At 72.9% G+C, this 21,529-nt stretch carries 16 protein-coding genes, 1 tRNA gene and 1 pseudogene; 13 read left to right on the top strand and 5 right to left on the bottom strand.

Translation table 11 applies throughout. The features are described from left to right. The first annotated feature begins 95 nt into the window (after positions 1 to 95). From ABZT03_RS24435 to ABZT03_RS24425, 3 genes are all read left to right on the top strand, one after another. Positions 96 to 665, top strand: a complete 570-nt coding sequence (locus ABZT03_RS24435) for a DUF4865 family protein (protein WP_356042589.1) — start codon at positions 96 to 98, stop codon at positions 663 to 665. 92 nt (positions 666 to 757) lie between these two features. Further along, a complete protein-coding gene (locus ABZT03_RS24430; protein ID WP_356042588.1) occupies positions 758 to 2,938 on the top strand; it encodes an MMPL family transporter in 2,181 nt (726 codons plus the stop codon). A 497-nt stretch (positions 2,939 to 3,435) separates the two neighbouring features. After that, positions 3,436 to 4,971: an oligopeptide:H+ symporter gene (locus ABZT03_RS24425; RefSeq protein WP_356042587.1), complete on the top strand. Its 1,536-nt coding sequence runs from the start codon at positions 3,436 to 3,438 to the stop codon at positions 4,969 to 4,971. Between the two features lie 109 nt (positions 4,972 to 5,080). Here the strand turns inward: ABZT03_RS24425 and ABZT03_RS24420 are convergent, their stop codons facing one another. Beyond that, positions 5,081 to 5,425 carry a hypothetical protein gene (locus ABZT03_RS24420; RefSeq protein ID WP_356042586.1) on the bottom strand — a complete coding sequence of 115 codons (345 nt, stop codon included), beginning with the start codon at positions 5,423 to 5,425 and terminating at the stop codon, positions 5,081 to 5,083. A 249-nt stretch (positions 5,426 to 5,674) separates the two neighbouring features. Beyond that, the gene (locus ABZT03_RS24415) at positions 5,675 to 6,604 is read right to left on the bottom strand and encodes an NADP-dependent oxidoreductase (RefSeq protein WP_356042585.1); all 930 of its coding nucleotides are present in this window, start codon (positions 6,602 to 6,604) and stop codon (positions 5,675 to 5,677) included. A 403-nt stretch (positions 6,605 to 7,007) separates the two neighbouring features. On the opposite strand from ABZT03_RS24415, the gene ABZT03_RS24410 reads away from it, so the two are divergent. Together ABZT03_RS24410 and ABZT03_RS24405 are read left to right on the top strand one after the other, a co-directional pair. Continuing rightward, positions 7,008 to 7,505 (top strand): hypothetical protein, encoded by a 498-nt coding sequence (locus ABZT03_RS24410; RefSeq protein WP_356042584.1) that lies wholly within the window; start codon positions 7,008 to 7,010, stop codon positions 7,503 to 7,505. Then, positions 7,502 to 7,699: pseudogene (locus ABZT03_RS24405) on the top strand (GntR family transcriptional regulator); the annotation flags it as partial. The gene ABZT03_RS24410 and the pseudogene ABZT03_RS24405, both read left to right, overlap by 4 nt. 251 nt (positions 7,700 to 7,950) lie before the next feature. On the opposite strand, the gene ABZT03_RS24400 reads toward ABZT03_RS24405, so the two are convergent. Beyond that, positions 7,951 to 8,023, bottom strand: a tRNA-Arg gene (locus ABZT03_RS24400). Between the two features lie 322 nt (positions 8,024 to 8,345). On the opposite strand from ABZT03_RS24400, the gene ABZT03_RS24395 reads away from it, so the two are divergent. The 7 genes from ABZT03_RS24395 to ABZT03_RS24365 all read left to right on the top strand — a co-directional run bounded on the left by ABZT03_RS24395 (position 8,346) and on the right by ABZT03_RS24365 (position 18,606). After that, positions 8,346 to 9,950, top strand: coding sequence for a dynamin family protein (locus ABZT03_RS24395; RefSeq protein WP_356042582.1), 1,605 nt, complete (start codon positions 8,346 to 8,348; stop codon positions 9,948 to 9,950). Between the two features lie 3 nt (positions 9,951 to 9,953). Beyond that, positions 9,954 to 12,461 carry a GTPase gene (locus tag ABZT03_RS24390; protein ID WP_356042580.1) on the top strand — a complete coding sequence of 836 codons (2,508 nt, stop codon included), beginning with the start codon at positions 9,954 to 9,956 and terminating at the stop codon, positions 12,459 to 12,461. 322 nt (positions 12,462 to 12,783) lie between these two features. After that, entirely contained in the window at positions 12,784 to 13,287 is a 504-nt protein-coding gene (locus ABZT03_RS24385; RefSeq protein WP_356042578.1) for a single-stranded DNA-binding protein, read from the top strand. Between the two features lie 266 nt (positions 13,288 to 13,553). Continuing rightward, positions 13,554 to 14,963, top strand: coding sequence for a TQXA domain-containing protein (locus ABZT03_RS24380; RefSeq protein WP_356042576.1), 1,410 nt, complete (start codon positions 13,554 to 13,556; stop codon positions 14,961 to 14,963). Positions 14,964 to 15,825: 862 nt separating this feature from the next. Beyond that, positions 15,826 to 17,490: an energy-dependent translational throttle protein EttA gene (gene ettA, locus ABZT03_RS24375; protein WP_356042575.1), complete on the top strand. Its 1,665-nt coding sequence runs from the start codon at positions 15,826 to 15,828 to the stop codon at positions 17,488 to 17,490. Positions 17,491 to 17,494: 4 nt separating this feature from the next. Next, entirely contained in the window at positions 17,495 to 17,908 is a 414-nt protein-coding gene (locus tag ABZT03_RS24370; RefSeq protein ID WP_356042573.1) for a thioesterase family protein, read from the top strand. Then, complete coding sequence (locus tag ABZT03_RS24365; protein ID WP_356042571.1) at positions 17,905 to 18,606, top strand: hypothetical protein; 702 nt, start codon at positions 17,905 to 17,907, stop codon at positions 18,604 to 18,606. The genes ABZT03_RS24370 and ABZT03_RS24365 overlap by 4 nt, the downstream gene beginning before the upstream one ends. A 44-nt stretch (positions 18,607 to 18,650) precedes the next feature. On the opposite strand, the gene ABZT03_RS24360 is transcribed toward ABZT03_RS24365, so the two are convergent. After that, on the bottom strand, positions 18,651 to 19,055 hold the full coding sequence (locus ABZT03_RS24360) for a globin (RefSeq protein WP_356042569.1): 405 nt from the start codon (positions 19,053 to 19,055) through the stop codon (positions 18,651 to 18,653). A 192-nt stretch (positions 19,056 to 19,247) separates the two neighbouring features. Between ABZT03_RS24360 and ABZT03_RS24355 the strand changes: the two genes are divergently transcribed. Continuing rightward, positions 19,248 to 20,231, top strand: coding sequence for a methyltransferase domain-containing protein (locus ABZT03_RS24355; protein WP_356042567.1), 984 nt, complete (start codon positions 19,248 to 19,250; stop codon positions 20,229 to 20,231). A gap of 9 nt (positions 20,232 to 20,240) precedes the next feature. On the opposite strand, the gene ABZT03_RS24350 is transcribed toward ABZT03_RS24355, so the two are convergent. Further along, entirely contained in the window at positions 20,241 to 21,503 is a 1,263-nt protein-coding gene (locus tag ABZT03_RS24350) for an FHA domain-containing protein (protein ID WP_356042565.1), read from the bottom strand. Positions 21,504 to 21,529 lie beyond the last annotated feature (26 nt).

Genomic DNA, 21,529 nt, shown 5'->3' with positions numbered 1-21,529 from the left:
GCCTGCCCCACCACCGCACTAGCGCGGCACGCCACACTCCGGGCGCCCGGCAGCACCACCAGCCGGACCACGCGACCCGGACGAGGTGACCCGCCGTGCTGACCGCCCACTACTCGATCCCGCTGCCCGCCGACTACGACATGGACGTCGTCCACCGGCGAGTGGCGGACCGCTCGGCCCCCTGGGACACGCGGGCCGGGCTGCTCCTGAAGGCGTTCTGCGCCACCGACGCCACCGACGGCGACGGCCACAACAGCTACGCCCCCTTCTACGTCTGGGCCGAACCGCACGAGTTCGGCCGCTTCCTCACCGGCGCCGAGTACGCGGGACTCTGCGCCGCCTTCGGACCGGTGCCGGTACGCACCGGCACCGTCCTGCAGTGCCACCTCGGCTCCGGCCCCGCCGGACACCTCGTCAGCGAGAGCGAGCCGCTCGGGCCCGTCACGGACCTGCGCGACACCGTCCGCGCGGAGGCGGAGCGGCACCGGGCCGTCCTGGCCGACCCGGCCGTCCACTCGCACGTCGTGGACCTCGACCCGGCCACGATGACGCTCACCCGCCGCACGCTCCTGCGCGCCGGGGGAGAGACCCCCCGGCCGAAGAACGGCGAGCGGGTCCTGCGCGTACTGCACCTGTCCCGACCCCCGCAGTCCACCACCGGCTGACGCCCCGTCACACACGGTCGGCTCCACCGCGGCTCAAGCCGCACCCGACGCCGCCGTGACACCTCTGGGCGCACTGTCTCAACAAGGAGTGCATGGTGACCACTACTCCGGTCCGGGGCGACACCCCCACCACGCCGCCACCCCCACACGGCCGCTCCGTCCTCGAGCGCACCGCCGGCTTCGCCCAGCACCACCGGTGGACGGCCCTGCTGCTCTGGGTCGTCGTCCTGGTCGGTGTCTGGACCGCGGCCTCCGCCGTCGGCGACGCCTACCGCGACGACTTCTCCCTGCCCGGCACCGAGACCCAACAGGCGCTGGAGACCATGGAGAAGCACGGCTCGGCGCAGGCCGGCGACACCCTGGAGATCGTCCTCCACGACCGGCAGGGCCTGACCGGCGCCGACACCCGCGGCCGGGTCACGGCCATGCTGGGCAAGGTCGCGAAGCTGCCCCAGGTCGCCGACGTGCGCAGCCCCTACGACGACCGGCAGGCCGTCTCCCGGGACGGCACCGTCGGCTACGCCACCGTCGTCCTCGACGGCAAGTCCGAGGACATGGCCAAGGCGGACACCCAGCGGATCTACGACACCGCCCGCACCGCCCGCTCCGGCGCCCTCGCCGTCGAACTGGGCGGCGACGCGGCCCGCAAGCTCGCCGAACCCGAGGGCGGCGCCGCCGAGGGCATCGGCATGCTCGCCGCGCTGGTCATCCTCGGCCTGATGTTCGGCACCGTCATCGCGGCCGGACTGCCCGTCATCGCCGCGGTGTTCGCCGTCGGCAGCACCCTCGGCGTGATCATCCTGCTCTCGCACGTCTTCACGATCGCCAGCTACACGCCGTACATCATGATGCTCGTCGGTCTCGGCGTCGGTATCGACTACGCGCTGCTGATCTTCGCCCGCTACCGGGCCGAGCTGGTGCGCGGCGCGTCCCCCGACGAGGCCGGCCGGCGCGCCCTGGACCTCGCGGGCCGCACCGTGTTCTTCGCCGGGTGCACCGTGATCGTGGCCCTGCTGGGCCTGGTCGCGCTCGGCCTCGGCTCCCTCCAGGGCACCGCCGTCGCCGTGGCGCTCACCGTGCTGGTCACCATGATCGCCTCGCTCACCCTGCTGCCCGCGCTGCTCGCCCTGTTCGGCAAGCGCTTCGCCCGGCAGTTCACCGCCAAGGCCCGCAAGCGCACCGCGAAGGGCAGGCCGGTCGAGGGCGGGGACCGCTGGCGTGCGTGGGCCCGCCTCGTGCAACGCCGGCCCCTGATCTCCCTGTTGCTGGCCGTGGCCGCGCTCGGAGCGCTGGCCGCCCCGGCGCTCGACCTGCGGCTCGGGTTCGCCGACGCGGGCAACGACGCGGCCGGCACCACCAGCCGCAAGGCCTACGACCTGCTCGCCGACGGCTTCGGCCCCGGCTTCAACGGCCCGCTGATCGTGGTCACCGAAGGCAGCGACAAGGCGGGCGCGGCGCTCTCGCGGAAGCTGAACGACACCCGGGGCATCGCCGCCGCCACCGGACCGATCCCGTCCCGCGACGGCAGGGCGACCACCGTCATCGCCTTCCCCGACACCTCGCCCCAGGACGAGCGCACCACGAAACTGGTGCACACCTTGCGCGACGACGTCCTGGTCCAGCTCCGCAAGGACACCGGCGCCCGCTACCTGGTCGGCGGCGCCACCACGGCCGTCATCGACTACGCCGACACCGTCTCCTCGCGGATGCCCCTGTTCATCGCCATCGTGGTCGGCCTGTCGCTGCTGATCCTGGTCCTGGTGTTCCGCTCGGTGCTGGTCCCGCTCAAGGCGGCGCTGCTCAACCTGCTGAGCATCGGAGCGGCACTGGGGGCGATGACGCTGGTGTTCCAGAAGGGCATGTTCGGCCTGGAACCCGGCCCGATCGAGGCGTATCTGCCGATCATGATCTTCGCGATCGTCTTCGGCCTGTCCATGGACTACGAGATCTTCCTCGTCTCCCGCATCCGCGAGGAATGGAACCGCAGCCGGGACGCCACCGTCGCGATCCGCGAGGGCCTCGCCCACACCGGCTCGGTCGTGCTGGCCGCCGGCGCGATCATGGTCGCGGTCTTCGGCGCCTTCATCCTCGGCGGTGACCGGATGCTCCAGCAGTTCGGCTTCGGCATGGCCGTCGCGGTCTTCGTCGACGCGGTCGTCATCCGCTGCCTGATCGTGCCGGCCGCGCTCCAGCTGATGGGCCGCCACGCCTGGTGGATCCCGGCCTCCCTGGACCGCCGGCTGCCGAAGGTGGACATCGAGAAGCACGGCTGACAGCGGGGCCGTACGAGACGGCCCTCCCCGCACCGGAGCCCGGACGCCCCTGACAGCGTCCGGGCTCCCGCGCTGCGCGCTGCGCGGTGGGCGGTGCGCGGGCGGTGGGCGGCGGCGGTGCGCGGTGGGCGGTGGGCGGTGGGCGAGTGCGCCGCGAGCCGGTCGCGAGGGACGGGGCGTTGGCTGGGGGTGTGAGGCGGGACGGCCACCGGTTCGAGGGCACCGGAGACCGGGCCGACCCCCCGGGCCACGCGACGGCACCGCCGTACGTCACCCGCGGTCCACCCCGTCCCCTCACGCCCGTGGCGCCCGGCGGCTCCCCCCTGCCGGGCGCCACGCGACACCCACGATGGAGGTCGCCCGCACGTACGGCGCCGGCGGCCGCCCCTCGCCGCCGAACGCACGGCGGCGGCCCGGCCCGAGTGGTTCTCGACCAGTCGTCCAAGGGGCCCGGCGAGTCTCACCCCGTGCCCGCCCGACGTCCGCACGGAGGAGCCATGGCCGCCCCGTCCCGACCGCCCGCCGCCGACCCGCGGCCCGCCCCGACCGGCACCGCCCCCGGTGCCGGCCCGCACGACAGCGCCGCCCGGCGCACCGGCCCCCTGCGCCGCCCGCGCTGGTTCACCACCCTCTTCGCCACCGACATCTGGGAGCGCTTCAGCTTCTACGGCATGACCGCGATCCTCGTCCTGTACGCCACCGAGGACACCCGCCACGGCGGCCTCGGCATGGGGAGCGGCGACGCCACCCTGCTGTACGGCCTCTACATGGCCGCCGTCTTCCTGGCCTCCGTGCCCGGCGGCTGGATCGGCGACCGCGTCCTGGGCGCGCGGCGCGCCGTGCTGCACGGCGGCGTCCTGATCACGCTCGGCCATCTGTCGATCGCCGTGCCGGTCACCGGCTCCCTCTACCCCGGCCTGCTGCTGATCGCCTGCGGCACCGGACTGCTCAAGCCCAACATGGCGAGCCTGCTGAGCGCGTTCTACGACCGCGAGGACCGGGCCGGCCGCGACGCGGGCTTCGCCGTCTTCTACATGAGCGTCCAGGTCAGCGCCCTGCTCGCACCGGTCGTCGTCGGCGCGCTCGGCGAGGGGGTCGACTGGCACCTCGGCTTCGGCGCCGCCGCCGTGGGCATGGCCGCCGGCCTTCTCCAGTACGTCCGCGGCTCCCGGCACTTCGGTGACACGGGCGCCGCCCCGGAGCGCTCCGCCACCCCGGCCGAGCGCACCCGGGTCCTGCGGACCGGCCTCGCCGCCATCACCCTGGCCGTCCTCGGCTACGGCACCGACGCGGCCCTCGGCACCTTCCGCATCGCCCATCTCATGGCGCTGTTCGGCCTGTTGTGCGTGGTGGCACCGGTGATCTGCTTCTGGCGGCTGCTGCGCAACCCGCTGCTGACGGCCGCCGAACGGCTCCGGGTGCGCACCTACGTGTGGCTGTTCCTCGCCTCGGCCGTGTTCTGGGCGCTGTTCCTCCAGGGCGGATCGGCCTTCGCCCTGTTCGCCCGGCACGCCACCGACCGCGAGGTGCTCGGCAGGACCGTGCCCGCGAGCTGGTTCCAGGCGGCCGTGCCCCTGTTCGTGCTCGTCCTGGCACCCCTGTTCGCGGCGGTGTGGACCCGCGCGGGCGACAGGGTGCCGACCGCGGTCAAGTACGCGGTCGGCATGGGCACCACGGCAGCCGCCTACCTGGTGATGGCCGCGGCGGCGACACGGACGGCGGACGGCGCCCGCGTGTCGCCCCTGTGGCTGCTGCTGGCCTTCCTGCTGCTGGCCGCCGGGGAGGTCTCCTTCGCCCCGGTCGGGATGAGCGCGTCCACGGCGATCGCCCCGGCCACCTTCGTCAGCCAGATGGTGGCCCTGTTCTGGCTGGCCGGCGCGCTCGGCGGCGGCATCGGCGGCAACGCCCTGAAGATCTCCGGCGACCGGGTGCCCGGCCCCGGCTACTTCCTCGCCCTGGGTACGGCGGCCCTCGTGACCGGCGCGGCCCTGCTCCTGTACCGCCGCCCCCTCACCAGCCGCCTCGGAGTCTGACGAGGGCCGACCCACCGGGGCCGGCCGCCGCCACCAGCACGACGCTCCCGCCCCGAGCGGCCGTGCACCCGGCGGCGCGGTGAACCCGCGAGCCGCGGAGCCGTCGGCCTCAGGGGAGGCGGCGTCCCCGCTTCGCCGCCCGGCGGTCGTGGCCCTTGGTGTCCCACCACTCCTCCAGCAGGGCGTGCACCAGGCCCACGAGCTGCCGCAGCCGGTCGGGTTCGGGGACGGAGGCGGTCAGCACGTCCGTGAAGGACCGGTTGGCCAGGGGCAGATCGACCGCCCACCGCTCGTCCGGCCGGCCCGCACGCTCCACGGTGATCCGGTACGCCGGCACCGCATGGCCGTTCGGGCGGTGGTCCACCGACAGGGCGGCGACGCCGAACCTGACGCCGCCGTCACCGGCACTGTACGAGCGAGCCAGGGCCTGCTCGGCCGGCGTCCGGACCGCCATGGCACCCCGGCCCTCCTCCGAACGGCTCCTGGACGGCGTGCGGGCCTGAGTGGTGTGCTCACCTGCGTGTGAGCAGGCCGCCCACGAACGAAAGTCGCCAAGGCGCTCGCTGTCGGTTCTCAGATGTTCTGGCTGGTTGCCGTCCATCGGTGCCAACGGCCGTCGTGATCCACACCGGCGGCCATATGACAGGCAGTCAGGTGACTGCCGACTGGATGTTCCAAAATCCCCGCTCGATGGTCGCCTCGGTCAGCGGGGGCTCACCGGCCGGAGCACGATCTTGCCGTGGGTGTGCCGCCGTTCCAGTTCGCGGAACGCGTCGCGCACCTGATCCAGCGGATAGACGCGGGCGATCGGTACCTCCAGCTCCCCGCAAGCGGCGAGCCGGGCCAGCTCGCCGAGCACCACCGCGCTCGCCGCCGAGCCCTCTCCGTAGGTTCGCGCACCGACCCTGGCCGCGGCCTGCCAATCGCAGATCGTGTTGATCCGCTCGGGGCGCACGCCCAGCTCCACCGCCAAGTCCACGTAGCCGTCGCCGAACGTGTCGATGAACGCGTCAATGTTGCCCCCGGACGCCTGCCGGATCCGTTCGGCCACGCCCTCCCCGTACGTGACCGGGACGATACCGCGCTCCTTCAGCCAGGCGTGGTTCCGCTCGCTCGCCAACCCGATCACCGTTGCGCCGCGCCGCCGCGCGAGCTGCACGGCGAGGGATCCGACACCACCCGCCGCCCCGGACACCACGACCGTTTCGGCCGGTCGGGGGTCCACCGCGAACACGGTGGCGTATGCGGTCGTGCCGGCCACATACAGCGAACCGGCCACGTCCCAGGAAAGCCCCGCCGGACGCGACACCAGATTCACGTCGTCGACCACGACCAACTCGGCGTGGCTCGCCCGATGGTGGGTGAACCCCAGGACCTCGTCGCCCACTCCGAAACCGCGCACGTGCGGGCCGACCTCCACCACGACTCCGGCGAGGTCGCTGCCCTGCCCGGAGGGGAACGTCGCCGGCCAGCGATCGTGCCGGGCGCCCTCGCGGATCATCACCTCGCCCGGTTGGATCCCGGCCGCGCGGACCTCGACCAGTACCTGCCCAGGGCCGGGCGCGGGCCGCGTCACCTCCTCCACCCGCAACACGTCGATCCCGCCGTACGTATGGAGCCGTACCGCCTTCATCGCGTGATCACCGCACTTCCTCGCTCGGACAGGGCTCGGACGGCCACGCGTCGGCTGGCTGCACAACGACCGTGCCGCGGCATTCAATGGCCCAGGGGCGGAGCGGTATTCCCACGAGCACGGCCCCTGGCGACATCACCCACCACAACAAGCCGTCTGTGACCCGACGAAGAAGGAGGTGGTGGTTGAGGCGGTCCGGGCGTACGTCCCCAGCTCAGCAAGTCATGTCGACTGCGATGAACCGTCGTTGACCGTGGCTGACCGCCCGATGTGGCACGGCTGTGGCACGGGCCTGAACGACAACGGCCCGTGCGGCTTGCCCTCCGGGCGTATCTGCTCAAGACCCGAGACCGGCGGGCCATCCCGTACCGGCGCTGTCCGTCCCGGCTGGCACACTGCCACCATGGACACCACGCCCGAGCAAGTAAGCTCCCGGACAGCCGCCGCATGGACTGTCGCGCTCGCGGTCCTCGGAGGCTTCACCGGCTTCGCCTGGGGCGGACCGTTCCTCGCTGTCACCTGCGGCCTTTCCGTGGGAGGCGGGGCCGCCGTGGGCACGGCCCTGTCCCGCCGTCGCATCGTCGCAACCGTTCGGGAAGGCCAGGGGAAGGCCGCCGCGCTCGGGTACGCCGACGGCATCGCGGACATGATGGTGCTGGGGATATCCGCATACAGGGCCTCCGTCTTTCCGCTGTCCGGCCCCGACGCAGTGGACGCCGCCGAGCGCATGGCGCGTCGCAAGGCCGCCTACCAACTCACGGCCGCCGAGGGGCTTCCCCATCACATTCGTGAGGTCGCGGCCGCCGCTCTCGGAGCGATTGACGAGGGGCGTGACCGCGACACCCAGTCCGCCATCGAGGACCTGATGAAGGCCGTCCAGGAGCAGAGCCGCGGCACCTGACTGAGGGGCCCTGTGCTTCCGAGGACAGCGGTGTTGGGGGTTCTCCTTATGCCGCTGCGTGCAAGTACCCGCCCGGCTCCCAGGTCCCCTCTGTGCGGACGCTGTCCGAAGACCTGGGCATCGGCCGTACGGCTCTGCGTCAGGTGCTGGCGAGGCTCGTCACTGAGGGCGTCATCGAGGTACACGGCCGTAGCTGGGGCAGCTGCCTGACCTGAAAGGCGACTGGAGGCCGCGGGGACCTACCCGAGCCGCCTGACGCGGGCTGAGCCGTCCCGCCGAAAATTTCGACACGTGTTCGACAGGGCCACCCGCGAAAACCTGGTGACAGCCGGACAGCCCCGGGAGCTTCCCCTGATCATCGGGGGAGGGGCCGGGGCTTCGTCGTGTCGCGTGAACCGTGCTCTGAACAGCAAAAACGCCCTCCCAAAGGGAGGGCGGAGACTTGCGCCCCCGGCAGGACTCGAACCTGCGGCCAAGCGCTTAGAAGGCGCCTGCTCTATCCACTGAGCTACGGGGGCCGGGTGTGGTGGCCTCTGTCGTGGGTGCCCGGGTGTGGGCCGTTCCGTGACGTTGCCGGGGACAAGGATAGGGCTCCCGCGTACTTGTCCCTGTTGCTTCGCCTCCGTGGCTTGATGTGGAGGTTCGGTGAAGCGGTCCTGATAATCGCAGGCAGGTACGAATCGTGCACCGCTTTTGGCGCCCCGCGCACCGGGTGTTGTGCACTCGTTATGCCTGGACTGTGGCCGTGTCCCAGTCGTCCCTTCCGCCCGTTGTGTCCTGTCGGCGCGCAGACATGCGCATATGCTTCAGAATTCCCCTAAAATTGGGCATTCTTCGCATGTGGTGACCTTGGACGTACGGCCTCAGCTGCTCGACGCACTCTCCGCCCTGCGCGACCGTGTCGCCGCCGCACGCTTCCCGCTGCCCCTGCCAGGGGCCCCACGCGCGCGTGCCAACCGCGACGAACTCCTGGCCCAGCTCGACGACTACCTGGTGCCCCGGCTGAGAGAGCCGGACGCACCGATGCTGGCCGTCGTGGGCGGATCCACGGGGGCCGGCAAGTCGACGCTCGTCAACTCCCTGGTGGGGCGGCGCGTCAGCGAGGCGGGTGTGCTGCGGCCCACGACACGGACCCCGGTCCTGGTGTGCCATCCGGAGGACCATCACTGGTTCAGCGGGATGCGCGTCCTGCCCGACCTCACGCGCGTGTGGCGGCCTCCGCAGGAGGCGGACGACGACCTGCTGCCCCCCGGCGAGGACCCGGGGCGCGTGCTGCGCGTCGAGACCGCCGACACCCTGCCACCCGGCCTCGCCCTCCTCGACGCACCCGACGTCGACTCCTTGATCGCCGACAACCGGGTCCTCGCCGCGGAGCTGATCTGCGCGGCCGACATCTGGGTCATGGTCACGACGGCCGCCCGCTACGCCGACGCCGTGCCCTGGCACCTGCTGCGCACCGCCAAGGAGTACGACGTCGCCCTCGTCACCGTCCTGGACCGCGTACCGCACCAGGTGGTGTCCGAGGTGTCCCGGCAGTACGGCGCGCTGCTCACCAAGGCCGGACTCGGCCACATCCCCCGGTTCACGGTGCCGGAACTGCCGGAGTCGGCCTGGGGCGGCGGCCTGCTGCCGGCCACCGCGGTGGCCCCGCTGCGGACCTGGCTGACCCATCAGGTCGACGACGCCGCCGCGCGGCAGTACACCCTGTCCCGTACGGCGTTCGGGGTCCTCGACTCCCTGAAGGCGAGGATGCCCGAGTTGGCCAGTGCGGCGGCCGCCCAGTACGCGGCCGCGCTCCGGCTGACCTCCGCCGTCGAGGCGGCGTACGACAGCGAGTACGCGCGGGTGCGCGGGCGCCTCCAGGCGGGCGCCGTGCTCGCCGGCGACGCCCTCAAGCGCTGGCGGGCCTTTCCGCTGGACTGCACCGCGGCGGAACTCCTCGACGCCCTCATGGAGAGCTTCGGCGCCCTCCTGCTGTGCGCCGTCACGGCCGCCGACGAGCGCGTCGAGGAGACGTGGCGGCGCGAACCGGCCGCGGGAGCCCCGGAGCTCTACCACGATCCGTCCGCGGAGGGCGCCGAGCACCGCATCGGCATGGCCGTACGCCGGTGGCGGCGGGAGCTGGAGGAGTACGCCGAGGAGGAGGTGCTCGACCTCGACCGCAGCGTCGCACCGGATGCCGAGGTCGTCGCCGCGCTCGTCGCCACCGCGCTGCTGGGCGGACGCAGGGCGCGGCCGGCCGGTGAGGGGCTGGCCGAGCGGATCGGCGCCCATGGAGCGCTCAGGCTGCGGGACCGCGCCGGGCGGCTGCTCACCGACCACCTCGACCGGGTCCTGCACGCGGAACGCGAGCGCCGCCTCGCCCCCCTGGACGCACTGGAGGTCCATCCGGAACCGCAGGCCGAACTCATCGCCGCGCTGTCCGTACTGCAGAAGGAGAGGTGACCGGTGACCGCCGTCACGGACCACGACCAGGACCACGACCAGGCCCACGAACAGGGCAGGGGCCACGATCAGGAGCGCGGGGAGGGCCGCGACAAGGACGGCGACAACGGTCGCGACCGGGGCACCGAGCAGGGGCACGATCTTGATCGGGGCGCCGACCAGGGACACGACCGCGACCGGGGCGCCGACGAGGACCGTGATCGGGGCGCTCACCCGGGCCGCGATCAGGACCGCGGGGAGCACGCCCAATCCGCCCGACAGGGCGAATCCGCGAGCTCCGGGGAGGACGCCGAGAAGGCACACGCGGAAGGGGAGGACCGGACGGCCGGGAAGGCACACGCGGAGGCGAAGGACCGGACGGCCGGGAGGACCGGAGGGGCCCGCACACGGGCCTCCACCGGAGGCGCTGCCCGCACCGCGGAGGAGAAGTCCGCCGAGCCCACCCCATCCCGGGAGTCCTCCAAGCCTTCTAAGTTCTCCACGTCCTCCACGTCCTCCGAGCCCACCGCGTCCGCTGACGCCTCCGCCGCGCAGCGCCCGGCGCGGCCTTCCGTAACCCCCGAGAAGTCCCCCGACGCGCCCCACCCCGGCGACGGGCACGCGCGCGTGGACGGCGACGCCGAGCGGAACGGCACCCCCGCGCGCGTGGCCCGCGAGAACATCCCCGCGGGGGCGAAGGGCGCCGGCGACACGTCCGGTCGTACGGACACCGGGCACGCGAAGCCGGCGAACCCGGGCCGCACGGAAGGAGAATCGGAGCGCCGGGAGGCGGACTCGGAGCGCCCGGAGGCGGCCCGCGCCGAAGCCGCCGGTGCCTGGGACGACGGGCTGATCGCGCGGCGGGTGACCGAGGGCACCGCCGTGGAGCACGCGCCCGCGGTGGAGAGCAGGGTGTCGGGCCCGCAGACCGTGACCCCGCTGGCGTTCGACGGGCCGCTGCGGTCGCGGCTCGACGCACTGCGCGAGCTGGTGGGCCTGTCCCGCACCCGGCTCGACAGCAGGACCCTCGCCGAGGCCGGCCGGGTCCTCGACGAGGCACAGGCACGGCGCCGGCTCTCCGGCCAGCACACCGTCGTCGCCATCGCGGGCGCCACCGGCAGCGGCAAGTCGCAGCTGTTCAACTCGCTCGCCGGGGTCACGATCTCGGAGACCGGGGTCCGCCGGCCGACCACCGCGATGCCCATCGCGTGCAGCTGGAGCGACGGCGCGGCGAGCCTCATCGACCGGCTCGGCATCCCGGGACGGCTGCGGCGGCGCCCCGTGCAGAGCGCCGAGGCGGAGGCGCAGCTGCGCGGCCTGGTCCTGGTCGACCTGCCCGACCACGACTCGGCGGCCGTGCAGCACCGGGAGCAGGTCGACCGCGTCCTGGCGCTGGTGGACGCGGTGATCTGGGTGGTCGACCCCGAGAAGTACGCGGACGCCGTGCTGCACGAGCGCTACCTGCGGCCTCTCGCCGGCCACGCGGAGGTCATGTTCGTGGTCCTCAACCAGATCGACCGGCTGCCCGGGGAGGCCACCGAACAGGTCCTCGACGACCTGCGGAGGCTCCTCGACGAGGACGGGATCGCCCTGGGCGAGTACGGCGAACCGGGCGCGACCGTGCTCGCCGTGTCCGCGCTGACCGGGGACGGCCTGGGTGAACTGCGCGAGTCACTCGGCCAGTTCGTGACCGAGCGGGGTGCCCCGGGGCGCCGGATCGCCGCCGACGTGGACGCCGCGGCCGGACGGCTGCGGTCGGTCTACGCCACCGGCCGCCGCACCGGCCTCAGCGAGCGGGCGCGCGACGAGTTCGCGGCCCGGCTCGCGGACGCCGTGGGGGCCACCGCCGCGGGCGAGGCGGCCGAGCGCGCGTGGCTGCGCAACGCCAACCGCGCCTGCGGGACGCCCTGGCTGCGGCTGTGGCGGTGGTACCAGGACCGCAGCGAACCGCCCACAGGGCGCGTCCAGTTGCGGAACCAGGCCGACGAGGAGGCCACGGCACGCCAGCGCGTCGAACAGGCGGTACGCACCGTGGCCGACCGCGCCTCGGTCGGACTGCCCACGCCCTGGGCACAGGCGGTGCGCGAAGCGGCCGTACGCGGCTCCCAGGGGCTGCCCGAGGCGCTGGACGAGTTGGCCACGCGCGCGGGACTGCCACCGGGGCGCCCGCCGCGCCCCGGCTGGTGGCCGGCGGCGGTCCTGGCGCAGGCGTCGATGACGATCCTCCAGGTCGTGGGCGGTCTGTGGCTGCTCGGCCAGATCATCGGCTTCATGGCGCCGAATCTCGGCGTGCCGGTGCTGCTGATGGTGTGCGGCATCGTCGGGGGACCGCTCGTCGAGTGGAGCTGCCGGATGGCGGCGCGGGGTCCCGCACGGCGCTACGGCACGGAGGCGGAGCGGCGACTGAGGGAGGCGGCCGCGGGATGCGGGCGGGCCCGGGTCCTCGATCCGCTCGCGGCGGAGCTGCTGCGGTACCGGGAGGTACGGGAGCAGTACGGCCGGGTCATCGGAGCGGGAGCGACCGCGCGGTAGGGAGCCCAGGGGGGGGTGTTCCCTCGTCCGGGTGGCGGAGTTGTCCACAGCCGGGCGGTCGTCCACAGCGCTCGGCGGACTCGTCCCGGCACGGGCAGTCTGGCCGTACGGCGATCGCGACGGACGCGGTCACCGACGTGACGGCGACGGGCGCGACGGCTCGCGGCGGTCACGGTGACCGCGGCGGGCCCGACGGCTCGTGGCCGTCACGGTGACCGCGGCGGGCGGCGCGTCCCCTGCCACGCGGCGGACAGCAGCCGTACGGGGAAGGCCCGTACGGGTATCCACCCGGCGTGGGCGCCGGGCGAGGGAGGGGTTCACGATGAACGAGACGATGGTGTGCGCGGTGGGCAACGTGGCGACGCAACCGGTATACCGGGAGCTGGCGTCGGGCCCGTCGGCGAGGTTCCGGCTGGCGGTGACCTCACGCTACTGGGACCGCGAGAAGAACACGTGGACGGACGGACACACCAACTTCTTCACGGTGTGGGCCAATCGGCAGCTCGCCACGAACGCGGGCGCCTCGCTGTCGGTGGGCGACCCCGTCGTCGTGCACGGCAGGCTGAAGGTGCGCACGGAGTCACGCGACAACCAGAGCCGGACCTCGGCCGACATCGACGCGGTGGCGATCGGCCACGATCTCTCGCGCGGCACCTCGGCCTTCCGGCGCAGCACCAGGCCGGAGGCGGGGTCGGCGCCACCACGGACGGAGCCCAACTGGGAGACCACGCCGACGGATCCCTCGGATCCCTTGGACCAGGCCGACTCCGCGGACCCCACCGGCGCGACGGCCCGGCAGCGGCCGGAACCGGTCGCGGTGGCGTGAGACCGAGTCCGGGACCGCGCTGACCGGATGCTGCTCGTCGACGAGTTCACGCCGAACTCCCTTTGACTTGGCGCGAATTTGTCGACAGGCCCGCCGCCGGTGATCTTGGCGATAACGATTCCGAGTCGGATCGGCCATCCGACGGCATCACCGGGAAGCACGGTGCGCCGCGTCCCTAGGATGCCGAACGTGGCTCCCGTGGCCGCTGATTCTGCTGGTGGGACCTCGCCCCCCACGTCGACGGGTCCTGCTCGAAGGGGAACTCTGTGCATTCTTCGTTCACTGCGCTGTCGGTGCGCGGGCGAGGCGCGGTCCGCCTCGCCGCGGCGACGCTGGTGTCCGGGCTCGTCGCCGCCGGCGTGCTGGCCGGTGCCGGCGCGGCCGCCGCCGCCGACGCGACGTCGCAGGACCAGGGCGGAGCGACCGCCACCATAGGCGGCCTGAAGACGTACGGCACGGCCGTGATCCACGACCCCACCGGGGATCTCCAGGTCTCGGCCGGCCTGTTCGAGATGTCCGTCGACGGCGGCGGCACGCTCCAGACCTACGGCGTCGACCTGCGCAACCCCACGCTGAAGGACGCCAAGTACCACGAGACGCCCTGGAGCGGCACCTCGCTGGGCGTCAACAAGCACGCCGGCACGATCCGTTGGATCCTGCAGAACTCCTATCCGCAGGTCAACGACCTCGCGTCGCTCGCGGCCAAGGCGGGCGTCCGCAGCGGCCTCACCGAGGAGGACGCGGCGGCGGCCACCCAGGTGGCGATCTGGCGCTCCTCGGACGGCGCGGACGTCGACGCCGTCGACCCGCAGGCCGAGAGGCTCGCCGACTACCTGGAGAAGAACGCCAGGACCCTCACGGAGCCCGCACCGTCACTGACCCTCGACCCGCCCGCGGTCGCCGGTCGCCCCGGTGAGCCGATCGGCCCGGTCACCGTGCACACCAACGCGGACAGCGTGACCCTGACGCCACCGGCGGACTCCGCCACCAGCGGGGTGCGGATCGTGGACGGGAAGGGAAAGCGCCTCGCGTCCGCGTCGGACGGCGACAAGATCTTCCTCGACGTGCCCGAGGACACGGCGGCCGGCACGGCCGAGCTGACCGTGCAGGCTTCCACCACGGTGCCGGTCGGCCGGGCCCTCACCTCCGAGAGCCGCAGCCAGACCCAGGTCCTGGCCGGCTCCAGCGAGTCGACCGTCTCCGCCACGGCGAGCGCGACCTGGGCGGAGCAGGGCGCCGTACCGGCATTGTCGGCGGCGAAGGACTGCGCACACGGCGGAGTGCGGATCACCGCCGCCAACGCCGGCGACGCGGATTTCACCTTCGCGCTCATGGGCACCGAGCACACCGTCCCGGCAGGGGTGACACAGACGGTGACGATCCCGCTCCAGGAGGACCAGGCGTACGACTTCGCGATCACCGGCCCGAGCGGCTCCGAGACGCGGTTCGCGGGCGTCCTGGACTGCCGTACCGAGGGCAGCGAGGCCGGCGACGCGGTCCAGACGCTCAGCGAGCCGAGCCCCGCGACGGTCGGCGGCGTCGCGGCGGACACGAACCTCGCCGACACCGGCGGCACCAGCGCGACCCCGCTGATCGCGGGCACGGCCATCGCTCTGGTCGTCATCGGCGGCGCGGCCCTGCTCCTCATCGGCCGAAAGTCCCAGCACCAGGACTGACCCACCGCCCCGGCGGCACCCGGTCCTTGCCAACTCAAAAGGGCATGAAAAGGCCCCTCACCAGCAGGTTTCCCGCCGATTCATGGGCGAGCCTATTGCTGCCTTCGATCCGCGACCAGGGAAGGGGCGGGGGCGCACGTGCCGGTTGCCCGGCAGGCTGACGCCGACGTCTGACGGCAACAGCCCCCGTACGGCGGCGGGCGCGGCTGAACTTCCACGGCCGGCTACCGCGAGCGGCCCAGGCGTGCGCGGCAGCGGGCCGGACCGGGATGATCGGCCCCACAGGAGCCAACAGGCGCTGTCAGCGCACCAGGGTGTGCAGCCCGATCGCCAGAAGAACCACTCCCGCGATCCCGAACTGAATCCGCAAAGTGGTAAGGCTCCTCCAGGGCGTTCCGTACCGGGCCCGACGACGCGTGACCACCACGTCCGCCCAATCCCACACGTCGACCCCGCGGTAGCCGCAGGCCACCGTCATGAGAACGCTGCCAGCGAGCAGTGCGAGCACCCCGCGAAAGACCAACTCCGCTCCCTGGGAACGCGCATGCGGGAGGCCCACGATGCGGGGTGCGGGACGGCCACACGGTCGTGAGCGGCGGTTGCGGGGAATCAGAACCATGACCGCCGGCACGGACAATGCCACGGGGCTCGGACCGCGTGCCGTGCTGGGCCGTCCCTGGGCCGTGCGGGGGTGCCGGAGGTCGACCGACGGCGACCGGCAGTGACAGCCGAGCCACCGTCACCGCCCACGAACCCCCAGCTCACGGCCCCCCGCCCATTCGGGTTAGGACCCGAGGGTGGACGTCAGGCAAGATGGGGTGTATCTGCCCACTGCCAGTTTCAAGCTGCCGGACGGTTTCTCTTGGCTGAGTTCATTTACACCATGCGCAAGACGCGTAAGGCGCACGGCGACAAGGTGATCCTTGACGACGTCACGCTGAGCTTCCTGCCCGGCGCGAAGATCGGTGTGGTCGGTCCGAACGGTGCCGGTAAGTCCACCGTTCTCAAGATCATGGCCGGTCTGGAGCAGCCGTCCAACGGTGACGCCTTCATCTCGCCCGGCTACACGGTGGGCATGCTCCAGCAGGAGCCGCCGCTGGACGAGTCCAAGACCGTCCTGCAGAACGTGCAGGACGGCGCCTCCGAGATCATGGGCAAGCTCAACCGGTTCAACGAGGTCGCCGAGCTCATGGCGACCGACTACTCGGACGCCCTGATGGACGAGATGGGCAAGCTCCAGGAGGACCTGGACCACGCCAACGCGTGGGACCTGGACACCCAGCTGGAGCAGGCCATGGACGCCCTGGGCTGCCCGCCCGGCGACTGGCCGGTCACCAACCTCTCCGGTGGTGAGCGCCGCCGCGTCGCGCTGTGCAAGCTGCTGATCGAGGCCCCCGACCTGCTGCTGCTCGACGAGCCCACCAACCACCTGGACGCCGAGTCCGTGCAGTGGCTGGAGCAGCACCTCGCGAAGTACCCCGGCACCGTCGTCGCCGTCACCCACGACCGGTACTTCCTGGACAACGTCGCGGGCTGGATCCTGGAGCTCGACCGCGGCCGCGCCATCGGCTACGAGGGCAACTACTCCACCTACCTGGAGAGCAAGCAGTCCCGTCTCAAGGTCGAGGGCCAGAAGGACGCCAAGCGGGCCAAGCGTCTGAAGGAGGAACTCGAGTGGGTCCGCTCCAACGCCAAGGGACGCCAGGCCAAGTCCAAGGCCCGCCTCGCGCGGTACGAGGAGATGGCGGCCGAGGCCGACAAGATGCGGAAGCTGGACTTCGAGGAGATCCAGATCCCGCCGGGCCCGCGTCTGGGCTCCATCGTGGTCGAGGTCAACAACCTCTCCAAGGCATTCGGTGAGAAGGTCCTCATCGACGACCTCAGCTTCACCCTGCCGCGCAACGGCATCGTCGGTGTGATCGGCCCGAACGGCGCCGGCAAGACCACGCTCTTCAAGATGATCCAGGGCCTGGAGACGCCGGACTCCGGCACGATCAAGGTCGGCGAGACCGTCAAGATCGCCTACGTCGACCAGGGCCGCGAGAACATCGACCCGAAGAAGACCCTGTGGGCCGTCGTCTCCGACGAGCTGGACTACATCAACGTGGGCCAGGTCGAGATGCCGTCCCGGGCGTACGTCTCCGCCTTCGGCTTCAAGGGCCCCGACCAGCAGAAGCCGGCCGGCGTGCTCTCCGGCGGTGAGCGCAACCGCCTCAACCTCGCGCTCACCCTCAAGCAGGGCGGCAACCTGCTGCTCCTCGACGAGCCGACCAACGACCTGGACGTCGAGACGCTGTCGTCCCTGGAGAACGCCCTGCTGGAGTTCCCGGGCTGCGCCGTCGTGGTCTCCCACGACCGGTGGTTCCTGGACCGGGTCGCCACGCACATCCTCGCCTACGAGGGTGACTCCAAGTGGTTCTGGTTCGAGGGCAACTTCGAGTCGTACGAGAAGAACAAGGTCGAGCGTCTCGGTGCGGACGCCGCGCGCCCGCACCGTGCCACCTACAAGAAGCTGACCCGGGGCTGATCTCTTGCGGCACATCTACCGCTGCCCACTGCGCTGGGCGGACATGGACGCGTACGGCCACGTCAACAACGTGGTCTTCCTCCGGTACCTGGAGGAAGCCCGTATCGACTTCCTGTTCCGCCCGGACAAGGATTTCCAGCAGGGGTCCGTGGTGGCGCGCCATGAGATCGACTACAAGCGGCAGCTGGTCCACCGGCACGCGCCCGTGGACATCGAGCTGTGGGTCACGGAGATCAGAGCGGCCTCCTTCACGCTGACCTACGAGGTCAAGGACCCGGACCAGGTCTACGTCCGGGCCTCGACGGTGATCGTGCCGTTCGACTTCGAGGCGCAGCGGCCGCGCCGGATCACCGCGGAGGAGCGGGAGTTCCTCGCGGAGTACCGGGACGACGACGAGGAGGAGGCCGTCGCCGCATGACGGTCCTCCACCTCGCCGACGAGGGGGAGGCGGCGGACCTCGCTGCCTTCCTCTCCCGGCTGATCCACTACGACCGTGCCGCCGCGGTGCGTGTGCAGGCGGCCGGGACCGCGCTCGCCGTCTTCGGCCGGCCCGCCTCCTTCGAGGTCCTCGCGATCCGCGCGGTGCGCCTCGCCAAGCCGTACGAGCACGGGCTCGACGTCAGCCTGGACGTCACCGTGTCCGCCGGTGAACTCCTGGAGGCCGTCCACGAGTCGGCGGCCACGGCCGCCGTTCCGGTGGCGGTCACCGGTCCGCCCTGGGCCGGGGTGCTGCCGCCGCGGACCGGCTGGCGGGCCGAGCCGGGACTGCCGGCGCCGGAGCGCCTGCGCGCGCTGGTCGCCGCCGCGGTCGGTGAATTCCGCTCCCGCACCGAGGAGTTGGCGCCCGAACAGCGCACGCGTTTTGAACTCGACCGGGTGGGACGGGAGATCTGGTCCCGGACCGTCGGGGGCACCCAGCTGACCGTGCGGGCCGTGCACGCGGCCCAGTCGCTGGGCTTCCTGCGCCCCTCCACCGCCCCCGGGGGCGACCCCGCCCCCGCGGAGGCGCCGCCGAGCCTGTTCTCGTCGGGGGCCTGGCTCAGACTGCGCACCCCCTACGGATCGATCGCCCTGCGCAGGGCGGGCCTCGGGACGCTGGGCGTCAGCGTCCGCTGACCGCGTCGGCCCTCAGCGGGACGACGGGCGACGGCGCCGGGGTGTCACTCCGGGGTGTTGACCATCGAGGCGGCCGCGTACGTCAGGTAGTTCCACAACGTCGTCTCGTGCTCCTCGGACAGACCGAGGGAGTCCACGGCGTCCCGCATGTGCTTCAGCCAGGCGTCGTGCGCCGCGCGGTCGACGGTGAAGGGCGCGTGGCGCATCCGCAGCCGGGGATGGCCGCGGTTGTCGCTGTACGTCGTCGGACCGCCCCAGTACTGGATGAGGAAGAGCGTGAGCCGGTCCTCGGCCGGGCCGAGGTCCTCCTCGGGGTACATGGGCCGCAGGACCGGGTCCTCGGCGACTCCCTCGTAGAAGCGGTGGACGAGGCGGCGGAAGGTGTCCTCCCCGCCGACCTGTTCGTAGAAGGTCTGCTCCTGAAGCGTGCCGCGCCGGATCTCTTTCACCCGTCCATGGTCTCAGACGGCACGACCTGGGACCCGGGGCCCAGGACCTGTCCCGGGCCCTCCCCGCGCCCGCCCCGGCCCGGGCGCGGCACCCACTCCGGATCCGGCTGGACAACCCTCACGGAACAGCTCATTCCGGGCCGTCCGGTCCCGCCGTTCGCCTCGTGCCGCGTCCCGCAGCACAGTGGACGTATGAGCGCGCACGCCCTCGACGGCGACCTGTCCGCCCTCGCCGACTCGGCGCGGGCGTCCCTGGTGCGCGAGATCGAGGCGAGCGGGGCCTGGGCCACCGAACCGGTCTGGCGGGAGGCGTTCGAGGCCGTCCCGCGGCATCTCTTCGTGCCGTACTACTACGTCGGCGTCCGGGGTGGCTACGAACGGAGGTGGGGCCAGAGCCCGGACCCCGGCACCCGGGAGCGCTGGCTGCGCGGCGCCTACGCCGACGCCCCGCTGGCGACCCGGCTGCGCGACGGCGAGCTGCTCTCCTCCAGCAGTCAGCCCTCGCTGATGGCGATGATGCTGGTCGAGCTCGGCGTGCGCGACGGCGACCGGGTCCTGGAGATCGGCGCGGGCACCGGCTACAACGCGGCCCTGCTCGCCCACCGGCTCGGGGCCGACGAACTGGTCACCACCGTCGATCTGGAGCCGGAGATCGCCGAGTCGGCGCGACGGCACCTCGCCGAGGCCGGCCACCACCCGGCCGTCGTCACCGGCGACGGCGCCCGCGGAGTGCCCGAGCGCGCCCCCTTCGACCGGATCGTCGCGACCTGCGCCCTGCCGTCGGTGCCGCTCGCCTGGCCCGCCCAGTGCCGTCCCGGTGCCCGCATCCTCACCCCGCTCGCCACCGGGCTGATCACCCTGACGGTGCGCGACGCCTGGCATGCCGAGGGACGCTTCCTGCACACGCCCGCCTACTTCGTGCCGCTGCGCGGCGCGGACCGCGCCGCCGCGGAGGCGCCGCCACCGGACGAGGTGCCGCGCCGGGCGGCGGAGCACGACCTGTTCCACTTCCTGCTGACCCTGACCCGCGGCTGCCTGGAACCGCGCGAGGCGTACGCGCTGTGGGCGCGCGAGGACATGCCCCGGCGCGAGCGGTACGGCATCACGCTCAGCGGCGGACGCGAGTGGGCCTGGCTGGACGATCCGGAGGGGCCGTACACCTGGCCCCTCCGCTGAACCGGCGGGTCAGCCCCGGCGGACCGTGATCGTCGTCCACGCCCCGACGTGCACCCGGTCGCCGTCCTGCAGCGGCACCGGCACGAAGGGCTGGATCGGCTCCTCCGAGCCGTTGACGGTCGTGCCGTTCGTCGAGTTCTGGTCGACGACCGCCCAGTTGCCGTCCGGCTGCTGCACCAGCACCGCGTGCTGGTGGGAGACGCCCGGGTCCTCCGGCGGCACCGACAGGTCGATGTCCGGGGTGTCCCCGGTGGAGTGGCGGCGCCGGCCGATGGTGATCTGGTTGCCGGTGAGCGTGCGCTGCTGCTCGGGCGAGTACGCGGGCAGGTTGAGGCCCGCCGCCTCGGGGCCGGAGCGGTGCATCATCGCCATGAAGTACTCGCGGTCCGGGCCGATGGTCGCGGTCCAGGTCGCCGGCTGCTGCGGGAAGCCGAGGTGCGGCGGGGCCTGGCCCGAGCCGGGCTGCGGGTAGCCGTAGCCGCCGCCGGGCGCGGTGGCGGACGGCGGGGGCAGCACCCAGTCGTCGTCACCGCCGCCGAAGGACGGACCGCCCTGCTGGGGGCGGCCGGTCTCCTGCGGATAGCCGGTCGGGGCGCCCTGGCCGGGCGGCTGGTACGCCTGCGGGACGCCCTGCCCGCCCTGCGTGGGTCCGGGCCGTGGGGGAGCCTGGCGCGAGGGGTCGCCGCCGTAGCCGGACTGGCCGCCCGGGCCGCCCTGGCCGCCGTAGCCGGGCTGCCCGCCCTGGCCGCCGTAGCCGCCGGGAGGACCGCCCTGGCCGCCGGGGCCGCCGTAGCCGCCCTGCGGGCCGGCGGGGCGCGAGGGCTCCCCGCCGTACGGCGGGATCGGCTCGGCCGGCCGGTTCATCTGCGAGGGGCGCGAGCTCTGGTAGTCGTAGGAGTCACCGCCGCCGTAGGACGGGCCGGGCGGCTGCTGGAAGCGGGGGGCCTGGCCGGAGCCCGGCGCCGGCGGGCGCGGGGCTGCCGGTGTGTACGAAGTGGCCGTGTTCGTCAGGAAGTTCCACCGGCACTCCTCACAGAACGGCGCACCGCCCTCACGGGGCGTACGGCACTGCGGGCACAGCTCCGGCTCGTGGTCGGGCACGGCGGACAGGTGCGGCCGGCCGGGCTGAGTGCCCTGGCCCGGCGGCGGGAAGCCGTAGCCGCTCGGTGGCGGGGGCGGAGGGGGCGGGGGCACGGCACCGGCCATGCGGTGACCGCAGACCTCGCACCAGTCGTCGGAACCCGACTGGTGTCCGTTCGGGCAGGTCGGCATGTCGGCGCTTCCCCCTCTCCTTTTCC

Origin of the sequence: Streptomyces sp. NPDC005574, assembly GCF_040605435.1 — a bacterium.
GTDB lineage: Bacteria > Actinomycetota > Actinomycetes > Streptomycetales > Streptomycetaceae > Streptomyces.
This window is presented reverse-complemented; position numbering and strand designations above follow the sequence as displayed.